The organism is Streptomyces sp. NPDC056835 (genome assembly GCF_042789485.1).
GTDB lineage: Bacteria > Actinomycetota > Actinomycetes > Streptomycetales > Streptomycetaceae > Streptomyces.
Genome location: NZ_JBHUBB010000010.1, coordinates 130,204 through 156,133, shown reverse-complemented (window position 1 = coordinate 156,133; position 25,930 = coordinate 130,204). Strand labels below are relative to the sequence as shown.

At 68.2% G+C, this 25,930-nt stretch carries 22 protein-coding genes; 14 read left to right on the top strand and 8 right to left on the bottom strand.

What is annotated here, in order from left to right:
* Positions 1–244 precede the first annotated feature (244 nt).
* Entirely contained in the window at positions 245–2,002 is a 1,758-nt protein-coding gene (oxc, locus tag ACFRMN_RS13935) for an oxalyl-CoA decarboxylase (RefSeq protein WP_383018212.1), read from the top strand.
* Between the two features lie 72 nt (positions 2,003–2,074).
* Entirely contained in the window at positions 2,075–3,331 is a 1,257-nt protein-coding gene (gene frc / locus ACFRMN_RS13930) for a formyl-CoA transferase (protein WP_383018209.1), read from the top strand.
* A 178-nt stretch (positions 3,332–3,509) separates the two neighbouring features.
* On the opposite strand, the gene ACFRMN_RS13925 is transcribed toward frc, so the two are convergent.
* Entirely contained in the window at positions 3,510–5,786 is a 2,277-nt protein-coding gene (locus ACFRMN_RS13925) for an ROK family protein (RefSeq protein ID WP_383018206.1), read from the bottom strand.
* Between the two features lie 330 nt (positions 5,787–6,116).
* Between ACFRMN_RS13925 and ACFRMN_RS13920 the strand changes: the two genes are divergently transcribed.
* From ACFRMN_RS13920 to ACFRMN_RS13910, 3 genes are all read left to right on the top strand, one after another.
* Positions 6,117–9,047: a glycoside hydrolase family 2 TIM barrel-domain containing protein gene (locus ACFRMN_RS13920; RefSeq protein WP_383018203.1), complete on the top strand. Its 2,931-nt coding sequence runs from the start codon at positions 6,117–6,119 to the stop codon at positions 9,045–9,047.
* Positions 9,048–9,151: 104 nt separating this feature from the next.
* The gene (locus ACFRMN_RS13915; protein WP_383018200.1) at positions 9,152–10,171 is read left to right on the top strand and encodes an alpha/beta hydrolase; all 1,020 of its coding nucleotides are present in this window, start codon (positions 9,152–9,154) and stop codon (positions 10,169–10,171) included.
* 64 nt (positions 10,172–10,235) lie between these two features.
* A complete protein-coding gene (locus tag ACFRMN_RS13910; RefSeq protein WP_383018197.1) occupies positions 10,236–12,053 on the top strand; it encodes a glycosyl hydrolase family 28-related protein in 1,818 nt (605 codons plus the stop codon).
* A gap of 19 nt (positions 12,054–12,072) precedes the next feature.
* On the opposite strand, the gene ACFRMN_RS13905 is transcribed toward ACFRMN_RS13910, so the two are convergent.
* Positions 12,073–12,264 (bottom strand): hypothetical protein, encoded by a 192-nt coding sequence (locus ACFRMN_RS13905; RefSeq protein WP_383018194.1) that lies wholly within the window; start codon positions 12,262–12,264, stop codon positions 12,073–12,075.
* 29 nt (positions 12,265–12,293) lie between these two features.
* On the opposite strand from ACFRMN_RS13905, the gene ACFRMN_RS13900 reads away from it, so the two are divergent.
* Positions 12,294–12,752 carry a nuclear transport factor 2 family protein gene (locus tag ACFRMN_RS13900; protein ID WP_383018191.1) on the top strand — a complete coding sequence of 153 codons (459 nt, stop codon included), beginning with the start codon at positions 12,294–12,296 and terminating at the stop codon, positions 12,750–12,752.
* 179 nt (positions 12,753–12,931) lie between these two features.
* Positions 12,932–13,072 (top strand): hypothetical protein, encoded by a 141-nt coding sequence (locus ACFRMN_RS13895; RefSeq protein WP_383018188.1) that lies wholly within the window; start codon positions 12,932–12,934, stop codon positions 13,070–13,072.
* On the opposite strand, the gene ACFRMN_RS13890 is transcribed toward ACFRMN_RS13895, so the two are convergent.
* Positions 13,038–13,751, bottom strand: coding sequence for an SDR family NAD(P)-dependent oxidoreductase (locus tag ACFRMN_RS13890; RefSeq protein WP_383018185.1), 714 nt, complete (start codon positions 13,749–13,751; stop codon positions 13,038–13,040). The genes ACFRMN_RS13895 and ACFRMN_RS13890 overlap by 35 nt on opposite strands.
* Between ACFRMN_RS13890 and ACFRMN_RS13885 the strand changes: the two genes are divergently transcribed.
* Positions 13,644–14,081 carry a WYL domain-containing protein gene (locus ACFRMN_RS13885; RefSeq protein ID WP_383018485.1) on the top strand — a complete coding sequence of 146 codons (438 nt, stop codon included), beginning with the start codon at positions 13,644–13,646 and terminating at the stop codon, positions 14,079–14,081. The two genes, ACFRMN_RS13890 and ACFRMN_RS13885, sit on opposite strands and share 108 nt — an antisense overlap.
* 73 nt (positions 14,082–14,154) lie before the next feature.
* Positions 14,155–14,343, top strand: a complete 189-nt coding sequence (locus ACFRMN_RS13880) for a hypothetical protein (RefSeq protein ID WP_383018182.1) — start codon at positions 14,155–14,157, stop codon at positions 14,341–14,343.
* A gap of 249 nt (positions 14,344–14,592) precedes the next feature.
* Here ACFRMN_RS13880 and ACFRMN_RS13875 read toward each other — a convergent pair whose 3' ends face one another.
* The 4 genes from ACFRMN_RS13875 to ACFRMN_RS13860 form a co-directional block, all read right to left on the bottom strand.
* On the bottom strand, positions 14,593–15,372 hold the full coding sequence (locus ACFRMN_RS13875) for an aminotransferase class IV family protein (protein ID WP_383018178.1): 780 nt from the start codon (positions 15,370–15,372) through the stop codon (positions 14,593–14,595).
* Positions 15,373–15,559: 187 nt separating this feature from the next.
* Positions 15,560–16,684 carry a catalase family protein gene (locus ACFRMN_RS13870; RefSeq protein ID WP_383018175.1) on the bottom strand — a complete coding sequence of 375 codons (1,125 nt, stop codon included), beginning with the start codon at positions 16,682–16,684 and terminating at the stop codon, positions 15,560–15,562.
* Positions 16,685–16,747: 63 nt separating this feature from the next.
* A complete protein-coding gene (locus ACFRMN_RS13865; protein WP_383018172.1) occupies positions 16,748–18,109 on the bottom strand; it encodes a Dyp-type peroxidase in 1,362 nt (453 codons plus the stop codon).
* 335 nt (positions 18,110–18,444) lie between these two features.
* On the bottom strand, positions 18,445–19,035 hold the full coding sequence (locus ACFRMN_RS13860) for a hypothetical protein (protein ID WP_383018168.1): 591 nt from the start codon (positions 19,033–19,035) through the stop codon (positions 18,445–18,447).
* 747 nt (positions 19,036–19,782) lie between these two features.
* Here ACFRMN_RS13860 and ACFRMN_RS13855 point away from each other — a divergent pair.
* Positions 19,783–20,460: a GAP family protein gene (locus tag ACFRMN_RS13855; RefSeq protein WP_383018165.1), complete on the top strand. Its 678-nt coding sequence runs from the start codon at positions 19,783–19,785 to the stop codon at positions 20,458–20,460.
* A 349-nt stretch (positions 20,461–20,809) separates the two neighbouring features.
* Here the strand turns inward: ACFRMN_RS13855 and ACFRMN_RS13850 are convergent, their stop codons facing one another.
* Entirely contained in the window at positions 20,810–21,448 is a 639-nt protein-coding gene (locus ACFRMN_RS13850) for a CGNR zinc finger domain-containing protein (RefSeq protein WP_383018162.1), read from the bottom strand.
* Between the two features lie 191 nt (positions 21,449–21,639).
* On the opposite strand from ACFRMN_RS13850, the gene ACFRMN_RS13845 reads away from it, so the two are divergent.
* The 4 genes from ACFRMN_RS13845 (at position 21,640) to ACFRMN_RS13830 (ending at position 25,643) form a co-directional block, all read left to right on the top strand.
* Positions 21,640–22,338 carry an alpha/beta fold hydrolase gene (locus ACFRMN_RS13845; RefSeq protein ID WP_383018159.1) on the top strand — a complete coding sequence of 233 codons (699 nt, stop codon included), beginning with the start codon at positions 21,640–21,642 and terminating at the stop codon, positions 22,336–22,338.
* A gap of 153 nt (positions 22,339–22,491) precedes the next feature.
* Positions 22,492–23,346, top strand: coding sequence for an alpha/beta fold hydrolase (locus tag ACFRMN_RS13840; RefSeq protein ID WP_383018156.1), 855 nt, complete (start codon positions 22,492–22,494; stop codon positions 23,344–23,346).
* 341 nt (positions 23,347–23,687) lie between these two features.
* Positions 23,688–24,458 (top strand): SDR family oxidoreductase, encoded by a 771-nt coding sequence (locus ACFRMN_RS13835; protein ID WP_383018153.1) that lies wholly within the window; start codon positions 23,688–23,690, stop codon positions 24,456–24,458.
* 396 nt (positions 24,459–24,854) lie between these two features.
* Positions 24,855–25,643 (top strand): hypothetical protein, encoded by a 789-nt coding sequence (locus ACFRMN_RS13830; protein WP_383018151.1) that lies wholly within the window; start codon positions 24,855–24,857, stop codon positions 25,641–25,643.
* Positions 25,644–25,930 lie beyond the last annotated feature (287 nt).

The window sequence follows — 25,930 nt, the reverse complement described above, 5'->3', positions numbered from 1 at the left end:
TGTCGTCTGCGAGCTTGCGCGGGCGCGCGGCGGGCGTCCAATACCCGCTGGCGAACAGCCGATAGCGAGGATTTATCAAGCGGCTCGCGAAGACGATCCGCACCGCTCTGACATGCGGCGATCGTTGATCGATAAATGCTGTTTATCGGCTGGTCGCCGATAGGTCTTGGACGTGCGGATGCGTGCTGCGGAAGGTGGGACAAGAAGCCGATCAGGCATGACCGCCCAAGGAGGACCTCGGACCATGACCGCCCCTTCCGCACTGGAGAACGCGGCGACCGCCGACACTCAGGCCGAGCTCACCGACGGGTATCACCTGGTCGTCGACGCGCTCAAGCTGAACGACGTGGACACCATCTACGGCGTGGTCGGCATCCCGATCACCGACCTGGCCCGCCTCGCGCAGGCGCAGGGCATCCGCTACATCGGCTTCCGTCACGAGAGCAACGCCGGACACGCGGCGGCGGCGGCCGGATACCTCACGAAGCGGCCGGGCGTGGCGCTGACCGTGTCCGCGCCGGGCTTCCTCAACGGGCTGGTCGCGCTCGCGAACGCCACCACCAACTGTTTCCCGATGGTGCAGATCTCCGGCTCCAGCGAGCGCCACCTCGTCGACCTGAAGCAGGGCGACTACGAGGAGATGGACCAGCTCGCCGCCGCGCAGCCGTTCGTCAAGGCCGCGTACCGCGTGAGCCGGGTGGAGGACATCGGCCGCGGTATCGCCCGCGCGCTGCGCACCGCGATCTCCGGTCGTCCCGGCGGTGTGTATCTCGACATCCCCGCCGCGGTGCTCGGCTCCATCATGGACGCGGAGGAGGGCGCGAAGACGCTGAGCCGTCTCGTCGACCCCGCGCCGCGCCAGCTGCCCGCGCCCGAGGCGGTGGACCGCGCGGTCGAGATCCTGGCGGGCGCGCGGCGGCCGCTGGTCGTGCTGGGCAAGGGCGCCGCGTACGCGCAGGCGGACGAGAAGATCCGGGACTTCATCGAGTCCACCGGCATCCCGTACGTACCGATGTCGATGGCGAAGGGCCTGCTGCCCGACAACCACCCGCAGTCCGCCGCCACCGCCCGTTCGCTGGCGCTGAAGAAGGCCGATGTCGTCGTGCTCCTCGGCGCGCGGCTGAACTGGCTGCTCAACCACGGCGAGGCTCCGCAGTGGAACCCCGACGCGAAGTTCGTCCAGGTGGACATCGAGCCCAAGGAACTGGACAGCAACCAGCCCATCGCCGCCCCGCTCGTCGGAGACATCGAGTCGGTGCTCGACGCCCTCGCCGAGCGGACCAAGCCGGGCCAGATCACGGCCCCCGCCGCTTGGCGCGAGGAGCTGGCGGCGCGCTCGGCGCAGAACGTCGCCAAGATGGCGGAGCGTCTCAAGGCCGACCCGCACCCGATGCAGTTCATGGGCGCGCTGAAGGCCGTACGTGACGTCCTGCACGAGCGCCCGGAGATCTACCTCGTCAACGAGGGCGCCAACGCGCTGGACATCGCCCGGAACGTGATCGACATGCGGGTACCGCGCCACCGCCTCGACAGCGGTACGTGGGGCGTCATGGGCATCGGGATGGGCTACGCGATCGCCGCCGCCGTCGAGAGCGGTGAGCCGGTGGTGGCCGTGGAGGGCGACAGCGCCTTCGGGTTCAGCGGCATGGAGCTGGAGACGATCTGCCGCTACAAGCTGCCCGTCGTCACCGTCATCATGAACAACGGCGGCGTCTACCGGGGCGACGACATCAACCCGCTGGAGTCGGACGAGGACCCGTCCCCGACGACCCTGATGCTCCAGGCGCGCCACGACAAGATGATCGAGGCGTTCGGCGGCAAGGGCTACCGCGCGACCACGCCCGCCGAGGTCACCGCGGCTCTCACCGAGGCGCTGGCCTCGGGCGGCCCGGCGCTCATCGACTGCGCGATCGACCCCTCGGCCGGCACCGAGAGCGGTCACATCGCGCACCTCAACCCGAAGGGCATCACCGTCGGCAACATCACGCCGGCGAAGAAGTGAGCGACCGGCTCACCGCACTCCCCCGCACACCACACCCTCCGTACCGAGATCATTCACGAGAAGGAAGCCACCATGAGTGACAAGCCGCTCGCCGGAATCAAGGTGATCGACTTCACCGGGGTCCAGGCCGGTCCCGCGTGTACCCAGATGCTCGCCTGGTTCGGCGCCGACGTCATCAAGGTCGAGCGCCCCCAGGGCGGCGATGTGACCCGCAATCAGCTGCGGGACATCCCCGACCTCGACGCGCTGTACTTCACCATGCTGAACAGCAACAAGCGCTCGCTGGCCATCAACACCAAGACCCCCGAGGGCAAGGAGGTCATGGAGAAGCTGATCCGCGAGTCGGACATCCTGGTCGAGAACTTCGCGCCGGGCGCCATGGACCGTATGGGTCTCAGCTGGGAGCACATCCACGAGCTGAACCCGCGCCTGATCTTCGGCTCGGTCAAGGGCTTCAACGACGACTCGTCGTGGAACGACCTCAAGGTCTACGAGAACGTCGCGCAGGCGGCCGGTGGCGCCGCGTCCACCACCGGTTTCTGGGACGGCCCGCCGACCATCAGCGGCTCGGCCCTCGGCGACAGCAACACCGGTATGCACCTGATGATCGGTCTGCTGACCGCGATCATCCAGCGCAACGCGACCGGTCTGGGCCAGAAGGTCTCGGTGTCCATGCAGGACGCCGTACTCAACCTGACCCGGGTCAAGCTCCGTGACCAGCAGCGCCTGGAGAAGATCGGCTACCTGGAGGAGTACCCCCAGTACCCGCACGGCGAGTTCGGCGACGCGGTGCCGCGCGGCGGCAACGCCGGCGGCGGCGGTCAGCCGGGCTGGATCCTGAAGTGCAAGGGCTGGGAGACCGACCCCAACGCCTACATCTACTTCACGATCCAGGAGCAGAACTGGAAGCGCACCGCCGAGGCCATCGGCCACCCCGAGTGGGTCGAGGACCCGGACTACACGACCGCCCGGGCCCGCCAGCCGCGCATCATGGAGATCTTCGGCGAGATCGAGAAGTGGCTGGCCGACAAGACCAAGTACGAGGCGGTCGACATCCTGCGCGAGTGGGAGGTGCCCTGCGCCCCCGTGCTCAGCATGAAGGAGCTCGCCGCGGACCCCGACATGCGCAAGAGCGGCACGATCGTCGAGGTCGAGCAGAAGGAGCGCGGCACGTACCTGACCGTGGGCAGCCCGGTCAAGTTCTCCGGCTTCAAGCCCGACATCAAGGGTGCGCCGCTGCTCGGCGAGCACACCGACGAGGTGCTCGCGGACCTCGGCTACGACGCGAACGACATCCGCAAGCTGCACGAGGGCAAGGTCGTCGCCTGACGTCGGCCGACCGGCGGACATCGGCTGACGTCGCCTGACGTCGGCCGATCCGAACGGCCCCGGGTGCCCCGCGTGCGATCCGCGCGCGGGGCACCCGTATGAGCGGTGCGCGCGCCCTCAGGAGGCCGCCGGACGTCCCTGTAAATCCATTGGATTGCCATACATCAAGGACTTTGACTCAGGCATGAGTTGACGCTCCACGTGCCGAACGACCGCGCGGGCTCAGGCGGGGCGTGAAGGCCGAGTGGAAGACACCGGCCGCGGCGCCGACCGCCGCCGCCTGGTTCGGTCGTGACTGGGCGACATGCACATCGCGGACGCGCCGCGCGACCGGGAAACGGTTGACCGCGGCGGCGATCCGGCCCAGATAGAGGTCGGCGACGGACGGCAGGACGGCCGGTCCGCCGACGACGAGCAGTTCCACGTCGAGGAGGTCGATGATGCCGACCGCTCCCAGGGCGACCGTCCCGGCCACGTTCTCCAGCACCGTGACGGCCCGGTCGTCACCGCGCGCCGCCGCCTCGCAGACCCAGTCGTAGGCGCCGTCTCCCTGCGGCACCATCAGGCCCGCCGCCCTGGCCTGATCGACGACCGCCGAGATCGGCGCGCATTCGGCGACCATGCGGGGGCCGCCCTCGTCGGTGAGCAACCCGGCTCTGATGGCGCACAGTTCGCCCACCTCCCCGGCGTTGCCCGTCGTACCGCGGTACACATCGCCGTTGAGGAAGGCACCACTGCCGGCGCCGGCGCCGAGGTAGAGATAGACGAAGTCGCCGGCGCGGTCGGCCGCGCCCAGCCAGCGTTCGCCGATCGCCGCGGCGGTGGCGTCCTTCTCCACGATCACCGCCGTGCCCAGCCGCTCGACCAGCTCCGCCTTGAGCTCCACCTGTTCCCAGCCGTCGAACAGCGGCGGGTCCAGGACGATCCCGGCGCGCGCGTCGACCGGCCCCGGCACGGCGACCCCCACGCCGAGCAGGTCCTGGGACACCTGACGGGCCACCGCGGCGGACTCCAGGGCCAGCCGTGTGATGTGCTCCAGACACCAGCCGGGATCGCGCCGCTCGAACAGGCGCATCTGCCGCCGGTCGAGGATGCCCCCGCACAGGTCGACGGCCACGACGGTGATCATCTCTGGGTCGAGATGGACCCCGATGGCGGACGCCGCGTCGGGCCGCAGACGGAGCGGCACCCTCGGTTTGCCGGCGCCCGCGGACTGCCGTCCGTCCTCGGCGAGCAGCCCGGCGGTCAGCAGATTGCGCGTGATACGGGACACCGCCTGCGGGGTGAGCCCGGTCTGCTCGGCGATCTCGACCCGGCTGAGCGCCCCGGCCTCGCGGATGTTCTCGATCACCAGCTTCTCGTTGTACGAGCCGAGCGCGAGCTGGTTGAAGGCGCGGGGGGCGGGGCGGGGCGGGGTCCGCCCCGCGCGGGTCTGCGAACGCTGCCAGCTGAAGGCGCGGTCGCCGGGCGCGTCCGCGTACGCCCGCGCGGCCTCGGTCAGCGCGTGCAGGACCGGTCTGAACCGGCCGGGGAATTGGGCGAGTTCGGCGAGGGCGACCGTACAGGCGGTGGCGGACCAGCTCATGGTGGAGTCGGCGCGGTGCCAGGTGGCCCGGCGGAGGGCGTCGTGGTCCGGGTGGCTGTCGGGGGCCGCGTCGTCCGCCGCCGCTTCGTCGTCCCAGGCGATGATGTGCAGCGTACGGCCGGGGTGACGCGCGGCGGTCGAGGCGATCAGGGCGCCGGGGCCCTGATCACGGGGAGCCGAGACGCCTTTCGCGGCTGCCGCGCTGGTGGTCGCACCCGTTACGGGGGGAGCGGCCGGGGGCGGTTCCGTGTCGCGTACCCGGTCGAGCTGCGCGGCGAGTGCGGCGTGGCGCGAGCGCCGTTCGTCGGCGTCGGTCGCCCGGCCCCGGGGCCCCTCATGAGCGACGGCCTCGCCGATGACCAGTACCGCGCTGTCGGCCCTCGCCCACACACCGAGCAGTTCGGCGCGCGCGCAGGACAGGGCGGGCTTGACGGGCACGGTCGGCAGACTGCCCTCACCGGGACCGACCTGCCACCGGCGCCACACCCCGGCCAGGGTGGTGTGTGAGACGCCGAGGCGGTCGGCGAGTGCGCGGGCCGACCAGGTACGGGCCGGGGCGGGCGGTCCCGCGAGCGTCGCGGCGACGACATCGGCCTCGTCGACCTGCGGCGGGCGGCCGCTGCGCGGCCGGTGCTCCAGACCGGCCAGCCCCTCGGCGGCGTACCGCTTGCGCCATGTCGTCACCGTGGGGCGGGAGATGCCCAGGGCGCGCGCGCTGCCGGAGACGCTGAGACCCGCCTCGGCGTCCAGCACGATACGGGCGCGAACGGACCGTTCCGGACCGCCACGGGCCCAGACGTCCAGAGCCTCCCGGTCCCGGTCACTCAGCACCGGCTTGCCCACCTCGTCCATGTCACGCATGGCGGTCATCCAAACACCAGACCCTCCAACTGCAAAAGTACTAAGTTGCCAATTTCTGGAGCTCATGAGGGGCGCCCCGGACGCCCCGCGCGGCGAGAAGCCGCAGACAGGAGGCCGAAAAGAAACCGCTTCCTGTTGGTTGAGCTGCACCTTAATAGCTCTCATCGCACCCCGGTGCGAGCGATTTTTACGCGCACGAAGCATTGACGTAAGACAAACCAATGGATTGTCATGGTCGGCACACAGCTTGGCTGCGGAGCTGACGCGGTGGGGCGGGTGGCACCGCGTACGTACCAGATCACACCCGACGTGACATCGATCGCTTGAGAGGCGCCCGTCATGTACCCCGCACTGCCCCGGCACATCGACCCGGCCCCGCCGCCCGGCGCGCTGCCGGCCCGTGCCGCCTTCCCCAGCTCCGCCCCGCGCCTGAGCCTCAACGGCGACTGGCGCTTCCACCTGGCCCCGGACCTGGCGCACGTTCCCGACGCGTTCTGGTCCGAGACGTTCGACGACACGGCCTGGGACCCGCTCCCGGTCCCCTCCCACTGGCAGCTGCACGGCTACGGTGCCCCCGCCTACACCAATATCCGCTACCCGTTCCCCGTCGATCCCCCGTATGTCCCCCAGGAGAACCCGACCGGCTGCTACCGCTACGGATTCCGTCCGCCCGAGCCCTGGCCGGACCCGGACCGGTCGGTGCTGCGTTTCGAAGGCGTCGACTCGTTCTTCACGGTGTGGCTGAACGGCACCGAGGTGGGTTCGGCCGGTGGCAGCCGATTGCCGTCCGAGTTCGCCGTGGGCCATCTGCTGCGGCCTGGCACGGAGAACGTACTCGCCGTCCAGGTCCACCAGTGGTCGGCGGGCTCCTATCTGGAGGACCAGGACACCTGGTGGCTGTCGGGCATCTTCCGCGAGGTGTCGCTGCGTACGCGGCCCGCCGGCGCGGTCACCGACTACCACGTGCACGCCGGCTACACGCCCGCGACGGGCGAGGGCGTCCTGTGCGTGGAGGTCGACGCCGACGCCGTGGAGGCGCGCGTACGCGTACCCGAGCTCGGCGTCGACGTCCCGGCGGGAGAGCGCGTCACACTCCCCCGGGTTGAGCCGTGGAGCGCCGAACTGCCGCGCCTGTACGAGGGATCCCTCACCGCGGCGGGGACGGTGGTGCCGCTGCGCATCGGCTTTCGCACCGTCCGTATCGACGGCCATGTCTTCACCGTCAACGGCAGGCCGGTGAAGCTCCATGGTGTCAATCGCCATGAGTTCCACCCCGACCGCGGCCGTGCGCTCACGGAGCGGGACATGCTCGACGACGTCGTTCTGATGAAGCGTCACCACATCAACGCGGTACGCACCAGCCACTATCCGCCGCATCCGTACTTCCTCGGCCTGTGCGACGAGTACGGCCTGTACGTCATCGACGAATGCGATCTGGAGACCCACGGATTCATCCTGGAAGCGGGCTGGCGCGGCAATCCCAGCGACGACCCGGCGTGGGAGGCGGCCTATCTGGACCGCGCCCGGCGCATGGTGGAGCGCGACAAGAACCATCCCAGTGTGGTGATCTGGTCCCTGGGCAACGAAGCGGGCAAGGGACGTAATCTGCAAGCGATGCGCGCCTGGATCTCCGGGCGGGACCCGTCCCGCCCGGTCCATTACTCAGGCGATGTCGAGTGCAGTGACATCTACAGCCAGACCTATCGCGAACACGCCGGTGTGGAGCACATCGGGTCCGGCGGGGAACACCCCGAGAAGCCCTACCTGATGTGTGAATACGCGCACGCCATGGGCAACGGACCCGGTGGGCTGGCCGAGTACCAGCGGCTGTTCGAGACCCACGAGCGGCTGATGGGCGGACTGGTGTGGGAGTGGAACGACCAGTCCCTGCGAACCCGTGATCCCCTCAGCGGCCAGGAGTTCTTCGGCTACGGCGGCGATTTCGGCGAGGAGATCCACGACGGCAACTACATCGCCGACGGGCTGCTGCTCCCCGACCGTACGCCGACACCCGGCCTGCTGGAACTCAAGGCGGTCATCCAGCCGCTGCGCCTCACGATCGCCCCGCGATCCGGCACCGGCACCAGTACCGGAACCGTCACCGTACGCAGTGTGCTGCGGTTCGCCGACACCTCCGCGCTGCGCTTCCTGTACGAGGTGGTTACCGACCAGGGCGTGGTGGACTCCGGACCGCTGGCGTTCCCGGTGATCCCGGCCGGGGGCGAGGCGACCTGTGCCCTGCCAGGTCTCGCGCCCACCGGCCGTGAGACCTGGATCACCGTACGGGCCGTCCTCGCGGCGGCGACCCGTTGGGCGCCGGCCGGGCACGAAGTCGCCTTCGGCCAGGCGCGCGTGGCCGAAGGCACCCCGCCCCAGGAGCCGGAGTCGGCGCTCCGGCAGCCGCGAAGGCCGACCACGACCGACCAGCCCTCCGCTGACCAACTCGCCTTCGGGGAGGGCGTGTTCGACGCCCAGACCGGTCAGCTCCGCTCGCTGGGCGGTACGGAGCTGGAGGGGCCCGTGCTCGACATCTGGCGGGCCATGACCGACAACGACCGTGAGCCCGGGGCCGAACTGCGCGGCTCCGAGGCGGCACGCACCTGGCGTCAGCGCGGCCTGGACCGGATGCGCCATCGCACCGACCGGGTGCGCGCCGACGGTTCGGCGCTCACCGTCCGGAGCCGACTCGCTCCCGCCTCCGAGCAGTTCGGGCTGGTCGCCACGTACCACTGGACCGCCGTGCCCGGTGGTCTGCGACTGCGTCTGACGGCGGCGCCGGACGGCCCGTGGCCCGAGGACATGCCACTGCCGCGCTTCGGTGTGCGGCTGGCGGTACCGGCTGCCTGGAGCGTGGTCCGCTGGTTCGGGCTCGGGCCCGGCGAGTCGTATCCCGACTCCCGCGCGGCGGTACGCGTCGGCCGCTGGGAGCACACCGTCGACGCGCTCCAGTTCCCGTACACGTTCCCGCAGGAGAACGGCCATCGCAGCGAGGTGCGTTGGGCCGAGCTGACACCATCGGACCGGGCCGGCGGCGGAATCCGTTTCGAGGGCCGGCCGCATTTCGGGTTCACGGCGCGCCGCTGGACCACCCGGGACCTCGATGCCGCCCGGCACCCGCACGAACTCGTCGCCCGGGAGCGGGTCCATCTCCATCTCGACCTCGCCCAGCACGGCCTGGGATCCGCCTCCTGCGGCCCCGACACACTGCCGGCCCATCGGCTGACGGCAGCACCCATGGAGTTCACGGTGGTGCTGCACGCGATCCCCTGACCGCAGAAGAACGCCCTCCGAACAGAACGTCCTCCGAAGAGAACGTCCCAAGAAGAGAGCGTCCGAAGAAAACACAGAGAAGCAGAGAAACGGAGAGACACACCATGTCCGAACCCCCCTCCCGCGCAAGCGACTTACCACCCCCGTCCTCCCTCACCCGAAGGCGGGCCGTCGCCGCGCTGGCCCTCGGCGGCGCGGGCGCCGTCGCGTCGGGCTCAGCGGCGTCCGCGTCCTCCACCACGCCGCCGTCCTCCCGTCGCGGACCACGCCTCCTGTCGGCCGAGCGGATCAGTGAGCGCACACTGAACCTGCGGATCGACTCCCCCGCACTCGGCCGCACCGGTAACGCCACCGTCCTGCTGCCACCGGGCTATGACGACGCGCCCGGCCGCCGCTGGCCGGTGCTGTATCTGCTGCACGGCTGCTGCGGAAGCCCCGGCTCGACCGGATGGGGCAACGCCGACGCCATCACGGCCCGGACACCCGCCCTGATCGTGATCCCGGAAGGCGGCCCGGCGGGCTTCTACGCCAACTGGTGGAACCAGGGACGGTACGGGGCACCCGCCTGGGAGACCTTCCACCTCAGCGAGGTCCGCCAGATCCTGGAGCAGCAGGTGCGGGCCGGTGACCAACGCGCCGTGGCCGGGCTGTCCATGGGCGGCCACGGCGCGCTGTACTACGCGGGACAGCACCCGACACTGTTCCGCGCGGCCGCGTCCTTCAGCGGACTCGTCAACACCACGCGTTACACGACCGGAATCCAGAACATCGTCAAGGGCCAGGGCCTCAACCCGCTCGACCTGTGGGGCGATCCCACCGCTCAGGCGGGCCTCTGGCGGCAACACAACGCCTACGAGCTCATCTCCCGGCTGCCCCGCGGCTTTCCCGTCTACGTCAGCAGCGGCAACGGCCTGCCCGGCCCGTTCGATCCCCCGGACCGTACGCCCGACAGCCTGGAGGCGACCCTCGATCTGATGGCCGGGGACTACATAGCCCGCGCGCGTTCCCACGGTCTGAATGTCACGGCCGACCGCTACGGCCCGGGCACCCATACCTGGCCCTACTGGGAACGCTCCCTCACACGTGCGCTCCCGATGCTCGCGTCGGCCATCGGCGCGACGTAAACAACGTGAGCGATGTGACGTCGCTCCGGTTCCCCCCACCGTTGATCCCATCAAGGGGTGACACATGTACCGAAAAGCCCTGTCCGTCCTCTCGGGCGTCGCGTTGCTCGCCACGTGCGCGCTGTCCGCTCTTCCCCGCGACGAAATTCGCGCCGACCTCGTTGCGGCGGCTGATGCCGCGCCGGTCGCCCTGGCCGCCGGCGCCACAACACCCTTCGTGACGGTCGAAGCCGAAACCGGGACGCTCGGCGGCGGCGCCCGCCTCCGCTCCATCAGCCCGGGAGCACCGGCACCGACCGCGGCCTCCTTGGAGACCGAGGCATCGGGCTACGCGCTGGTCGAACTGAAGGCCACCGGTGATTCGGTGACGATACCGAACAGCACGGGCAAGAACGCCAATACCCTCGTGGTCCGCGCCTCCATTCCGGACGCACCGGCGGGCGGCGGCATCACCGCGTCGCTGAACCTCTATGTGAACGGTGTGTTCCGGCAAGCGATCACGCTGAGTTCTCACCAAGCGTGGAACTACCGCGAGGCGACCACCAACCCCGACGACCCCCGCGCCGGCGGGATGCCCTACCGCTTCTACAACGAGTTCCCCGTCTGGGTCACGGGTGCTCCGATCGCCGCGGGCAGCACCATCAAACTCCAGAAGGACGCCGCCAACACGGCTGCCGTCTACGACATCGATTCCGTCGATCTGGAGAACGTCGGGGCCGCACTGGCCCAACCGGCCAATTCGCTCTCCGTCGTGACCTACGGCGCGGACCCGAACTTCTCGAAGGATTCGACGGTCGCCATCCAGGACACGGTGAACGCCGCCCGGGAGCAGGGGAAGTCGGTGTGGATCCCGCGGGGCAAGTACCTGACGAACAGCCTGGTTTCCAAGCCGCTGGACTTCACCGGCGTGACGGTGCGGGGAGCCGGCATGTGGTACACCACCATCTACCGCAAGGTCCCCCTTCCGGCCAACTCGTGGCGCTCGCAGATCCTGGTGGGCTCGGGCACCACACTGACGGACCTTCAGATCGATGCCAACGCCATCTGGCGCGGAATCGGTGGCACCGGCGGCTCGGACTACGGAATCAACGCCAGCGGCGCCGGTGGCTGGCTGGTCGACCGGATCTGGACGCGTCACATCGACGCCAACTGGCTGTCGGGCACCAATGGCGTCATGCGGAACAGCCGTACGGCGGACACCTACGGTGACGGTTTCAACGTCAACAACGGCAACACACCGAATCCAGACAAACTCGGCCGCAACATCACGGTCCAGAACAACTTCGCCCGGAACACCGGTGACGATTCCTTCGCGACGTACTCCGACGCCGGCGCCAGCGGTACCAACGGCCAGATGAGCGGTACGAAGATCCTCAACAACACCGCGATCGCTCCCTGGTGGGCCAACGGCATCCGGGTCGCCGGCGGACAGAACGTCGAGGTGAGAAACAACCTGGTGAACAGCGTGTCATCGAACAGCGCCCTGGAACTGAGCGTGTTCGGCGACACGGGACACCCCTTGGAGTCGGTCACGGTGAGTGGAAATGTCCTGCTCGGCGGCGGTGGCTGGAACGGCGTCCGGCACGGTGTGCGGATCGGCTCACCGTCCAGCACATCGCTGTTCCCGAACGCTTACTCCAACGTCACCATGAGCAACAACATCATGCGCGGAGCCCTCCGCGCGGGCCTCCACATCGATCGGACGCGCGTCAACGTAACGCTGACGAACAACACGATCGACCGTCCGGCGAAGCAGGGAATCTGGATCCCGACGGGAGTCACCGGCACGGGGTCCTTCACGGGGAACACGGTGCAGAATCTGTTCCCGGGCCAGGTCGCGACTCAGAACGACTCACCGGCCACGTTCAAGATCACCGGCTGAGAGTTCCCCGGCCTGACACTCAGTTCCGCTCGCGGTCGAGCATGCGCTCCGGCTTGCCCGGCGCACGCTCGACCGCGACGCGGACCTTGCTTTTTCGGGCGGCCTCGCACAGCACAACACAACCAGGACCGAAGCTGTCCTGGTCCCGTCGTAGCGTCTGTTCTGCGAGGAAGACGTCGGTTCCGCCTCTGGTCCTGGCTTCCGCGTGCACCCACTCACCCTCAGGAATCGAGGATCGTCATGGCCGTGAAGGATCTGGACGACTTCAAGGCGCTGGAGCCGTTCTTCCGCATCGTCGGAAAAGGACTCGACGGGCTGGTCGACGGGGACCATTTCTTCGACTGGTTCACCGAGGACGCCGTCACCGAGTACGTGGTCACCGTGCCCGACTACCCGAGGAGGATCGAGGGCCGGGACGCCCTGGCCGAGCTGTACCGCGGGTATGGGGACACGATGGTCGCGGAGAGCGCCGACGGGCTCGCCGTCCACCATGACCGCGAGACCTCGGTCGTCGTCCTCGAATACGTGGTGCACGGCCGCGCGGTCGGCACGGGACGGGCGTACGACAACCACTTCGTCTCCGTGGTCACCATCCAGGACCGCAGGATCACGCACTGGCGGGACTATCTCGACCCGCTGGCCGTCCTCGACGCCCTCGGAATCGCCTTCCCGGCGCGTCGCCGGTCAGACGCCGGGTAGACGGGACTGTGAAGACACGCTCTAGGTGTATTGCCCTGTCTGACAAATAGCGCCGTCCGCCCGTGGGGCGGGGCTCGCGGCGTCCGGTGCGTGCGATCGCAAGGCGGAGGGTCGTCCTCGTACTGGACGTACGTGGACGAGCCCGACAACGGAGGGGGTCCCTCCCGATCGCCGACCGCATGGTCGTCGGCGCGATGCTCGCCCTGACCGAAAGCTGGCTGGAGGGAAATGTGCCACTGTCCCGCGACGAGGTCACGGCTCGGGCGGTGGCCGCGGCGGTCGCCATCATCGAAGCACTCGGCGGCGGAACGGGCCTGTGACCTGCCGATAGGCGGCGGTAACCGTTAGGCCCTGTCCGGTCGATCCGCCCCACGCACCGTCGGTCTGGTCGACAACAGTGGCCCAGTGGGCGAGCAGGGCTTCCGGCGTCATCTTCCGGTCGTAGTAACCGGCGTTGGTGCCCTGGAAGGTGGTACCCACACGACCGCCCCCCGCGTCGAAGGTGCGTCCGGTCACGGGGCACTGCTCGCCGGCCAGTACCGGGACGACAGGTGAGACGAGCGAGGTGGGGAACTCGGTCCGCATCGTCGCCGCCATTTCCGTGCTCACGAAGGAGTCGGCCATGGGAGTGGACGCCGAGGGCGCGATCGCGTTCGCCTTGATTCCGCACTTCACGCCATCTATGGCCAACGCGCGCATCATCCCGTACACACCGGCCTTGGCGATCGCATAGCTGACGGAGGCGGGGTTGCCGAGCAGACCGTTGCCGGATGTGGTGACAACGATGCGACCGTAACGGTGTGCCACCATGATCGGCCATACCTCTCGGGTGACGTAGAACGTGCCGTCCAGCCCCACCCGACGCACAAGGTCGTACTCCTCGACGGTGACATCGCTCGCACGGGCCACCGCTGGTACCTGGTCGCCCTGGACGTCGCACGGGGCCAGTGGCGTACCTTCCGCGCCGATCGCGTCATCGAGGCACATCCGACCGGTCACGTGACCGACCTCGTCGACCCACCCGATGCCCCGCTGCTTGTCACCCGCACGCTCACCAGCGACTACCCGCTCTACACCACCGTCCGTCTCCCCCTTCCCCTGGACCAGGCCCTGCTGCTCATCCCCCGCGGCCACGGCATCCACCAACCCGACGGCAGCCACGCCACCATCGTCACCATCGGTGGCTCCAGCTCCGACGCACTCGCCACCTACCTGCTCGGCCTCGCGACCCCCCTGCGCGTCCTGTCCCCCGACGACGTCCGAAACGCGCTACGGCGCCGGATCCACGACCTGCTCAACGACAACGAGGCGAAATTCCCGAAAGCCTGACGTGCGGCCAGGCGCCTTCGAAGCCGGTGGGCCGCGTGATCGAGGTGAAGCCGTGTGATCGAGGTGTAGCCGCGTGATCGAGGTGAATGGGCGCGGCGATGTTCACCGGCCGGCCGCCGGTGGACATCCCCGGCCGTTCGCAGCACGCACGCTGATATCACAGGCCTGCCGGGGCGAGGAGCCGGTGCATGTGTGCGGGCGGCAGGTGGGGATTGGCGGCAGCGGTGGCCGCGACTGGTCGGTGCTGTTGAGCGCGAAGTAGCGCGAGGCCGCGAACTCGGCCTCGATCCAGTTCAGCCAGGAGCCATGAGGTAGGCAGGAAGACCAGGCTGTGAGCCACGATGGTGAACTGACCATCGGTGCGGGTGGCGCGACTGTCCTTGATTCCGACCCCGACGCGGAGTACGACGAGATGCTGCTCAAGGCCGAAGCCGGGCAGGCGTCTTGCACAGCTGCCACCACGTGTCGAGTTCGCCGTCCCGGCCTTACGGTCCGGCCGATCAGCCGCGCCTTACGGCCTCTCGCCGGGGACGGACAGGTAAGTCTCGCGCAGCCGGTCCAGCACGGGGTGCTCGGTGGGCAGTTCGGTGTCGTCGATCGCAGCGAGGGCCCGCACGCCGATACTTGTGTTTGTCGCGAACGCGGCTGCCATGCCCTTGGCCTGTTCCAGGGTGACGGTGGCGATCCGGTGTTCGGCGCGCTGCTGGAGCAGCGCCATGGTGACTCCGGGCAGTACAGGAGCCTGTGGCCACACGACCGTGCCGTTCTGGTCGACGAATCCGACGTTCCAGGTGCCGCCTTCGCTGACGAGTCCGTCACGTCCGATGAACAGGGCGTCGTCGAATCCGGCGAGTTGGGCGCCGCGCCGGGTGTGCAGGGCCCCGAAGAGGCCGACGTGCTTGACCTCGGGCAGGTCTCGCTCGTACGGCATGCTCCGGGCACGCAGCGGAGCCGGAGGCATCGCGCCGGCACCGCGCACGGTTACCAGGACCTGCGGTTCCCCGGCGTCCGCGGGGTGTCCCACGTCGACGTTGGGGTCGTAGATGGTCACGCGGACGACGCACGGCCCGGTCTGTCCGTCCAGGGCCTGGCGGACGAAGTCGCGGACACGTGCGGTGTCCAGGTCGGCACCCCACACGGCCTTGCAGTCCTTCGTGAGGCGTTCCATGTGCAGCGACAGGCCGCGAATGCTGCCGTCATCTACTCGCATGGACGTGAAGTGGCCGACGTTGACCAGGGCCAGGGACAGCAGTTCATCGAGGGAGACGGGCTTTCCGTTGAGTGTCGCCATGCCGCCCAGGATGTCAGGAGCGCCGTTGCCGATGGCACTCCGAGCCGGCGGAGTCCGGATCCGATCGCCTGGATCGGCTTGGCCGCGTTCGCCGTCCATGGGGTCGCGCTGATGGCCGCTGCCCGCTCGTACTGGCTGCGGACCCATTCCACCCGCGGGGCGCCCGTCAACGCGGACTGACCGTGGTTCAGGCACCGAGTACCTCGTCGGCGCTCCGGGGCTCTCTGCGTGGTTGCTGGTTGAGCCTGTGGCGCGCGATGGAGGAGTGCCGGTAGACCTTCTCGCGGGCTCGCATGATGTTGCCCAGGGGCGCGTGTTCGGCGGTGACCCGCCAGGGCGTGAAGGACAGCGAGTCCATCTTTTCCAGGTTGTCGGGGCCCGAGATGTCCTGCCGCGGCAGCCACAGCTTGGCCACGGTGACGGACGGGGAAAGCTGCTCGGGCCACTCCACGGTGGTGTCCTCCACCGGCATGCGCTCCAGGTCGGTGCAGAGCTGCACCTGGATGTCGAAGGCGTAGGGCCGCTCCCGCAGCTCGGCTTGCAGGGCCGGTCGGAAGACTTCCGCCGCGGAGGCCGGGTCGATGGTGCGCCGGACCACGGCAGCGGCGAAGGAGGGGTCGGGGGTGATGCGCACCTTGGCGATGTAGTCCCCGTGCCTGACCGCGCCCATCGTCCAGTAGCTCGACAGCAGTACGTTGACCGGTGGGATCTTTGACAGGCGCACGAAGGCCAGGAATTCGTCCCATGCCCAGTCGTCCTGGTCCAGCGTTCCCTTTCCGGTCACGAACTCGGCGAAGAAGCGATGTGCGCCGGGTCGGCCCTGAGAGAAGTAGGCAGGGGCGTTCAGGAACAAGTCCTGGATGAACAGGTAGTGCTCGACTGTGTTGCAGAAGAAGATGGGCGCGTTGATGTTGGCGTAGTCGAATGTGCCGGTGTCCGGCTCGTCTTCGAGCAGCGTCGGGCCTTCGATGCCGAATATTTTCAGCGCGAGTCCGGTGGCACTGCCCAGTCGCGCGTCGGCTCCGGCGTGAGGCGAGCCGTTGGAAAAGCGGATGAGTGCGTCGTGGGTTCCCGGAATCGCGTAGATGCCCTGGGCGTACTCGGGGGGAAGTCCGTCCAGGATCTCCACCTGCCCTCGGAGGAGCCCGTAGCCCTTGGCATGGGCGTCGCGGAGGGCCCGACCAGTGCCACCGGCCTTGACGGAGTCGGCGATGTAGCTCTCGGTCTTTTCGATCACCGTCCGCAGGTTGCGGTCGAAGTACGGGTCGTCGTCTTCGACGTCCGGCGTGTAGGGAACGAAGTGTGCTGCCATGACGTCGACCTCTCGTCGGAGACCGTGGTGGGACCTCAGGGGCAGGAACTCGCCCCTCAGCCCTCAGTCCTCCAGTTCGGCAAGCCAGCGCAGGGCTCGCAGACCCGGCACGAAGCAGTACTCACCGCCCCGGGTGACTACGAAGCTGGGCAGGTTCCGCAGACGGCGCCGGACCGGCTTCTCCGGGATGGTGACGCTGCCTGTTCCGCCGTGATGTCCGGCTACCGGGTCCTTCTCGCCGGGGTGGCCGATGAAGTTGCCGTCGTTGACCCACTCGGCCTTGATGAATTCAAACTGTCGTTCAAGATGGGCACCGATGAAGACTCCGACCAGGCCCCGGTCGGCGCCATCGTCCTCCAGCACGCCCTCCGGTAGCGGCGGGCCGTAGGTGGTGCCGCGGCGGATGAGGCGATGCATCCGTGCGTCGCCGATGATGGTGGAATCGCGGGGGTTGTTGCGCCGGATGTGCGCCCCGGCGGGGCACCGGAAGCCGCGATCGTCATTCTCCCGGTACAGGAAATTGTTGTTGCGGTGCGGATCGGCACCCAGCTCCGGGTCATCGTGCTCCGGCGTCAGCGTCAGCGGCGCCCCGCTGGGCCAGCGCCCGACCATCTTCGCCGCCACGAGTGCCTCCTCCTCGGCGCTGGAGGTGTTCGCGCGCAGATACTTACGCCAGGCCGCCACGTTGGTGTGGACCTTGCGCACGGCCGCGTAGGTCCCGTTGCGCCCCAGTACATCGGGGCTGGGCATGGGCGGCGTGCTGCCGGTTTCGTCGGGGTAGCCGAGGATGAACTCGCCGGCCTTGATGGGGGCTTCCCGCGGGTTGGAACCGGGCAGTCCGACGCCCTCGATGTTCGGATGGCTGATGCCGTCACGGAAGCCGAAGGTGGTGCGCCCGGTCGGGAGTTGGTGGACCTCCTGCTGCCAGATCACCTGGACTCCGGGCGTGTCCTCGTAGGCGACGCGGGCCCGCTCCAGCTCCCTGTCCAGCTGCGCCGCATCGGAAGAGAGTGCGCTCAACGCGATATGAACATCGCCCGTTCCGAACGGTGCCTCCCAATGGGCCGGGGCACTCTCGCCCACATCACCGATCAGCTCGGCACGAGCGGCCATGCCCTCACGAAACGCCCCCGGAAAACTGTCCAGCGATTCCTGAGGCACCCCCAGAGCCCTCAGCCCTTGATAGGTGAACGCCACAGCCACCCAGGCATCCTGGCCCTGGTCCGCGCCGGGCAGACCGCCCGAGGTCAGCGGGAGCAGCCGCCGCAGCAGGGCGCGCCCTGCATGGCGGTCATCGACCCGCAGGAAGACGAACTTTCCCTCGTACGGAACCGGCCGTGGACGCAATGCGCCGCTTTGGACGTCATCGATCTCGACGTGCACCCTGGCCGCGCTGCTCCTTGCCGACCTTGCCGCCGTGTTCATGATCGCCTGTGCCTCCATATCGGCCTCTGCCTGGGCAAACCCGTGGGGCCGACCCGCACCTGAAGCGGTCCACCGATGCCGGGTCGGCTCTGGGGGTTGGTTGTGTCCGACTTCCAGGTTTTGAAGACGCGAGCCAGGCGGGACTTTCGCAACACGCCCTAGGTCCTGTCTTCAAAGTAGCGCCGTCCGCCCGGAGGGTGGGCTCGGCGGCGGTCGGTGCGTGCGATCGCAAGGCGGAGGGTCGCCCCAGTACTGGATGTACTGGGGTGATCCCGACAACGCGGCGAGCGTGCGTGCCGGGCGTCGCCGAGCAGGCGGGACTTTGAAGACAGGGCCTAGGCCGAGGCTTCCGCCAGCAGCTTCTGAAAGGCCGGCGTGCCCACCAACTCCGCGTTGGCCGGGTTGTCGAGCGCCGCTCTGAACTCAGGGGTGTCCAGCACTTCCTGGAACGCGTCGTCCACACGCTGGTCCTTATAGATCTGCTGAACGGTCAGATCGGGATAGGCGCTGACGAAGACCCCCGCGGGTTCCTGCTGGGCGACGAACCAGTCCTTCACCCCCGGGTCGGTGACGCCGGGGAACCCTTCACTGTGCGAGAAAACCTTGTCGAAGCGGGCCCCGACCACCGTCTGGGCGAAGTCGTCGATATACGTGTCCCAGGAGCCGTCGAAGACACTGGCGAACATGAACCGGGTGTCGTTGTCGAAGATCACGTGCCGTGCGTCATGCAGGGTGCCGATCTGGCGCACCGCCGCATGGACGTTCTCGCCGGCCGCCGCGTCGGCGAGCGCGGCGAGATCCTTACGCAACGCATCCGCATGGCCCGGCTTGATCTTGGTAAAGACGGTGAACTCGCTGGAGACCCCATCCGACCTTCCCGGGCGCTCGGGGTGAGCGGACCGGGCCGCACCTGTCGTCGCAGTCATTGAGATTCTCCTGCCACGGATCCATCCGAGGGTCACCAAGTGCCCGGACATGGGGCACCATCGCCCTCACCTCTCCATCCTGACCACATCCGCGCCGCCTCGCATCCCGGCGCGGAACATGGTTACTGGGAGTAGCTGTCGAGGGCTCCGGTACTGCGAGGTCCAGCCTGCCCGGTTCGCCATTCCTCGCCATTTCTTACCATTCCCGACATCGACCACATCGGCCGACTGCGATCCGTGCCCGATATGCCGCCTAAGCGCGCCTCGTCCGTCATCCGTCACGGTGCCGAGTGAGAGCGTTTTCGGGTGCCGGCTTGGCTGTCGAGCTCGACAGAGGACCACCGTCCCGGCAGAGGGACCACCGCAATGAGCAGGCCAAAGCCCTCGCGCTCGGAAAAGCTCCCGAGGACAGATTCGGAAGGGCGCAGGAACATGGAACGGGGAGCCGCCGAGTCTGTCGTCGCCATCCTTCTCGGGCGACCGCTCCGGCTGCCCGTAACCGGATTGCGCGACGAGAGGATCAGCGGTCCGGAACATCGTGCCGGGCTACGGGACGGCGCTGATCGCTGAGGGTGCCATCCCGAAGGACCGCCTCCGGAGGCGGCGACCCAGTTCCGGGGCCCTTGCGACACGCCTCGAACACGTCCACAACAGTTCCATGCCTCCGCGTGCGGGCGATCGGGTCACCCACTCCCGTCCGCCGTCGCTCAACTCGATCGCCGCCCCGACCCCCGCCTGGAGGCAACCATGGGAAAAGTTCTCGGTGACGTTCTGGGGCTCGCGGCCGGCGTCGCGATCAGCCCGCTCCCCATCATCGCCATCATCCTCATCCTCGCCACGCCTCGGGGACGTCTCAACGGACTGCTCTACGCCGCCGGCTGGATCCTGGGACTCTCGGCACTGGGCGCGGTGATGCTGGCGATCGCTTCCCCCGCAGGTGCCTCCGCCCACAATCACCCGGCCACCTGGGTGGGAGCCCTCAAGCTCGCTCTGGGCGTATTCCTCGTCCTCTTCGGCGCCCGGCAGTGGCACCGGCGCCCAACGGATCCCTCGCAAGCCCGGCTGCCGAAGTGGATGAGCGCGATCGACCGCCTCACGCCGATCAAGGTCTTCGCACTCGGACTGGCCCTGGCCGCGCTCAACGCCAAGAACGCCCCGCTGACCATCGCCGCGGGCGCCACGATCGGCTCAGCCGGACTGCCGGTCGGGCAGCAGATCGCATCGCTGGCGATCTTCGTCCTGATCGCCACCCTCGGCCTGCTGGCCCCGCTGGGGGTCTTCCTCCTCGGAGGAGAGCGAGCCAAAACCACGCTCGGCAATTGGAAAGACTGGGCAGCCCAGCACAATGTCGCCGTGATGGCCGCCCTGTTCTTCGTTCTCGGGTTGAAACTGCTCGGCGACGGCATCTCCATCCTCACCTCCTGACAGGCTCACCCGAGCGTGGTCGTGTGGTTCGAGCACAGACGTACACAGACATGCACAGACAGCAACGCGCTCAGCACCGCGTTGAAGACCTGAACAGCCACACCCCGCTGTACCGTCCGAGCGGCGGGGAGGCCCCGGTCCGGGCGTTGGACGCCCACGGCGTACTCAGCTCCGGCGACAGCGGTGACGTCCTGACATTGACGCACCGGGCGGTCCCGTTCGCGGCTCATCTCCCCTGCGCCCGGAGGTTAGCTGGTCGACGGCGGCGAGGGGCACCGGGTTTCCTCCACCAGGAGCGCCCACACCCCGAAGCCCCCGAGGCGACGCGGCTTTCCCAGATGTGCGTTGCTCACGCGCCGGCGATGTCCCGGATCTTCTTGGCCCGGTTGCGGTGTGCGGCCTGCTTCGCACGGTTGCCGCAGATCGCCATGCTGCACCACCTGCGGACGCGCCCGCGGGTGTGGTCAACGAACATGAGCGTGCATGCCGGGCCTTCGCAGGCCTTGACGTCGGAGAAGTCCTCCTCGCTGAGGAATCTCGCCAGCGCTTCGCCGATGGGCAGCAGCAGTGAGTCCGGTGAGCGCCAGCGGCGTGTCCTGCGCAGTTGGAGACCTGGTGCGTTCCGCTGTCGCGCGAAGTCGAGCTGGAAGAATCCCTCGTCTCGTGCGAGCAGCCGGTTCAGGGGTGCCAGTTCTGCCAGGCACTCCGCTTCCAGAGGCCTGCCCTTGTGTTCGCGGACGAACGTCCGGAACTCCTCGCGCAGGCTCCGCGCCTGGGCGGCGACCGCGTCGAGCTCGCCGGGCATGGCCTGCTCCCGCAGCGATGCGAGTGTGTCGGGCGAAACCAGCTCCGCCTGCCCCAGCCAAGCCAGCAGTCCGGCGCCGTCCTCGATCCAGTCGATCTGGGTGTCGACAGGTGTCGCGACCGAGTTGAGGAAGTCCAGACCGGGCGAATCGGCCAGGAACAGAGCGGGAGTGTGTTGGGCCATCCTGGCTGCCCTTCCTGTGGGTGAGTGGGTGTGGCTTCAGCGTTGGAACGTGACACTGAAACGCGACAGTAACCCCCTTGGGTTGATTTGACAAGTTACCGGGACGCTCATAACCTGGAAATTGAGATCAGGACGGTTACTCATTGAAGTGCGCCGGCTCGCCGAGCAGGCCTTCCCGGAAGGGACAGCCAATGCCTGAGAACGACGTCAGAGTGGTACTGGCCCATGGCGCGTGGGCCGACGGGTCGAGCTGGAACAAGGTGATCGCGGGGCTCGGATCCGAAGGAGTGAAGTCGGTTGCCGCGCCGCTGCCGCTGACCTCACTGGCCGACGACATCACGGCGCTCGACAGGACGCTGGAACTGGTCGACGGTCCGGTGGTACTGGTCGGTCACGCCTACGCGGGCGCGGTCATCGCCTCGACGAACGACGAGAAGATCGCCGCACTGGTGTACGTCGCCGCACTCGCACCGGAACAGGGCGAGACGGTGGCCGACGTCTTCTATCGAGCGGAACCGCACCCCCTGGCACCCAAGATCGGCCCCGATCGCCATGGACTGATCCAGCTGCCCGAGGATGCCTTCGCCAACGCATTCGCCCAGAACGCCTCGGAACAGGAGCAGGCGCAGCTGGCCGCTACGCAGCGGCCTCTAGCGGCCGCGGCCATCGACGTCCCGGTGGGGCGTCCGGCCTGGAGGGACCGTCCGAGCTGGTTCCTGGTGGCCGAGGAGGATCGCATGATCCCCGCGGACACCCAGCGGTTCATGGCCCGGCGGATGAAGGCCCAGGTGCGCACGGCCCCCGTCGATCACCTTCCCATGCTCACGGCGCCGGGGGTGGTCGTCGACATCGTGATGGAAGCCGTGCGCGAGGCCGGGTCGGAACGGTGACGGATCAGGGCGATGCTACGGCGGTCACCCGGAAACGCGCACGGCACGTAACCCCCCAGGCATCATTTGGATAGTTATCTATAGAGCCGATTCCAACAGTTCTCGCGCGTAGGCCACGCTCCGTTGGCCGCAGAGAAAGGAAGTGGGAACGTCATGGTTGACATCGCATACCGCACAGCTGACGTGGACGGCCTGAAGGTGTTCTACCGGGAAGCCGGGGCACCGGAGGCGCCCACGCTGCTCCTGCTGCACGGTTTCCCCTCATCGAGCCACATGTTCCGCGAGCTGATCCCCCTGCTCGCCGACAGGTTCCACATCGTCGCCCCTGACCTGCCCGGCTTCGGCAAGTCGGACATGCCCCCACGAGACGATTTCGACTACACCTTCGAACACATCACGGATGTGATCGACCGTCTGACGGAGGTACTGAGCCTGGACCGCTTCGCACTGTATGTGTTCGACTACGGCGCGCCGGTCGGATTCCGGATCGCCGCCCGCCATCCCGAGCGGATCAGCGCGATCGTGTCGCAGAACGGCAACGCGTACGAGGAAGGCCTGAGCGAGAACTGGAATCCGGTGCAGGCGTACTGGAAGGACCCGTCGCCAGCCAACCGGGAAGCGATCCGGACACTCGTACAGCCGGAAACGACGGTCTGGCAGTACCAGCACGGCGTGCCTGACGAAACACGGGTCAGCCCGGACGGCTACGGGCTGGACAACCACTACCTCGCGCGCACTGGCGCGGACGAGATCCAACTCGATCTCTTCCTCGACTACGCGAGCAACGTCGCCGCGTACCCCATGTTCCAGGAATACTTCCGGACCAGGAGGCCACGACTGCTCGCGGTGTGGGGCAGGAACGATCCGTTCTTCCTGCCCGGCGGGGCCGAAGCCTTCAAGCGTGACATCCCCGAAGCCGACGTTCGATTCGTCGACACCGGCCACTTCGCCCTGGAAACCCATGCCGAGGAGATCGCGACGGCGATTCGCGGCTTCCTCACCAACTAGGCGCTGTCCGGTCGATCTTCGCGGATCAGGCCGCGGCGTCTGGTGCGTGCGATCGCAAGGCGGAGGATCGTCCGCGTACTGGACGTACGTGGACGACTCCGACAACGCGGCGAGCGTGCGTGCCAGGCGTCGCGGGCCCGCGAAGATCGACCGGACAGGGCCTAGGGTCCTGTCCGGTCAGCGAGAGGTCGGTGTGCGGATCGCGCACGGCGGGATCACATCGCCCCACCCGGCCGCCGGCACAGGAGAGCCCGTTGCCTGCAAGGGTTCATGAAGTGGTCCCGACCGGGCGGACAACTCGATTTCAGTGAAGGATCTCAGCGAAGGAAAGGAGAAGTGTCATGTCGAACTCAGTAGCAGTGGTCACCGGGGCCAGCCAGGGTATGGGGCGCTCCACGGCGATCCGGTTGGCGCGGGACTTTTCTTCGATCGTGCTCGTCGCACGGAACCGAACCCACCTGGAGGAGACAGCCGCCCACGTGCGAAAGGAAGGGGCCGAGGCTCTCGTCATCGACCTGGACCTTTCGGACCGAGCGGCGGCCTCGACGGTGGTCGGGCAGACACTCGATGCCTTCGAACGCATCGACGCTCTGCTCAACATCGCGGGTGCGGTGCCCCAGATCGATCTGTTCGAGATGACGGACGAGCAGTGGGACGCGGGCCTGGGTCTCAAGCTCCACGGGGCCCGGCGACTGACGATCGAGGCATGGCCGGCGCTCATCGAGACCAAAGGTTCCGTCGTGCTGATGTCGGGGAACTCCGCCATCTTTCCCAAGGCGCCCTACGCGGCGGTGGGCACGATCAACGCGGCGATCGCCGCCCTCGCGAAGGCTTTCTCCGACCGTGGTATCGCCGACGGCGTCCAGGTCAACAGTGTCCTGCCCGGCCCTGTTATGACGAATCGCCGCCGCTCGTACCTTGAGCACTGGGCGCCCAGCCACGGCATGACCGTCGAGGAAGCCATCGACGAGTTCCCGCGGAAGGCCGAGATCGGACGCTACGGCCGGCCGGAGGAGATCGCCGAACTCATGGCTTTCCTGGTCTCACCGGAAGCCCGCTGGATGACCGGCTCGATGCTCCGCATGGACGGTGGCGAGGTCAAATCCGTCTGATCGCGCAACCGTTCTCGATCTTCCAGTGGTGAAGAAGGGGCGGGCCAGGCCGGGTTCCAGCGCCAGGCCGCCCACCGGTCGGCTTCCGCGAACGGCCCGGCCCGCTCTTCGAGCATGGTGAGGACCTGGTCGCGGGCGAACCGCACCGCCTGGTGCTCGGTGTCGGTGACGGTGCCCAGACGCCGGCGGCCGCTCGGCCGGCCCGACCGGTTGAAAGGCAAGCGGCTCCACTGAAGCGAACAGATCGACTGTTCACTCCACCGTTGGGATTAATCGCCATTCCACAGGTGCGTCTTAGCCGGTTTCGCCACAGAGAATCCTTACCGTGGCCTGCGCTATGCAGGGCCCGCCTCCGACGCCCGTCCTGCCCTTGTATCGACCACGAAAGGAGTGAGCGTGAACGCTCGCTTCGACGTAAAGCGAAAAATGGCGCTTGGGGTCACAGCGCTGGTCGCGATCGCCGTCTCGGCTGTTTCCGGATCGGCATCCGCCGTCACCAGCGGAAACCTGGGGAGCTCGGACCATTGGGGAGTCATCACCCGCAACACGATCGGCTCTCCCGTCGCCGCCTTGAGGAACGGCCCGTTCGGCTCGTTCGGCGTAAAGGGCCCCTCTGCGAGGCCGCCCTACGGACGGGGCAGCCTCGGAATCGAGGTAGCGGACAAGTCCACCTCCCTCACCCCGCCCAGTGAACAGGTCGAGTTCGGCAACGAGGTCGATTTCTTCGGTGACCGGGTATTGGCACTGAAGCAGGTCGGCTTCCACGTCTTCCAGACCGGCGAGAACGTCTCCTACGGTGGCCCGGGGAACATGCCGAACATCAGGTTCGAGATCAATCCGAACCTCACTGCGGCCCCCGCCACCACCTACTCCTCCATGGTGTGGAACCCAGCCCCATCCCCGGTGACGGACAGATGGAGTCCCTACCTGAACGCCACCACGACCGGCACGTGGTACCTCACGGGCAATGCGGGGACCGTGACCGGCTGCAACCTGACCGCCCAGTGCACCTTCCCGCAGCTGAAGACCAAGCTCAACGACGGCGGCGCGCAGCCGACTATCTACACCGCCGGGGTGGGCAAGGGCCGCGACTACATGTGGATCGGCGCTGTCGACGGCCTGCGGATCAACGGGACCGTCTACGACTTCGAGGCCAACGGAGTCAGAACTCGTCGCGCCGGCTGAGCGAGGCACACAGCGTGGGTGGCGCCGTCCGCGGCCGTGGTGGCGGTGGATGCGCTCGGTGTCCACCGCCATTTCCAGCGCGGTGACGGCGAGGGTACCCGGCGAGCCCTTGGCCGGGTGGAAGCGTTCGTCATCCAGATGCCGCAAGGACCGCATGCCCTCCGCGGGGGGGCCGAGGCGCCCGCCGGGGGGAGAGGTAGGGGGGGGGGGGGCGCCCGTTGAGGGGGCGGGGGCCAGGGGGCCGAGGGGATACGGGTTTTTTGTCGGGGCGCCGGCGTCCAGGTAAG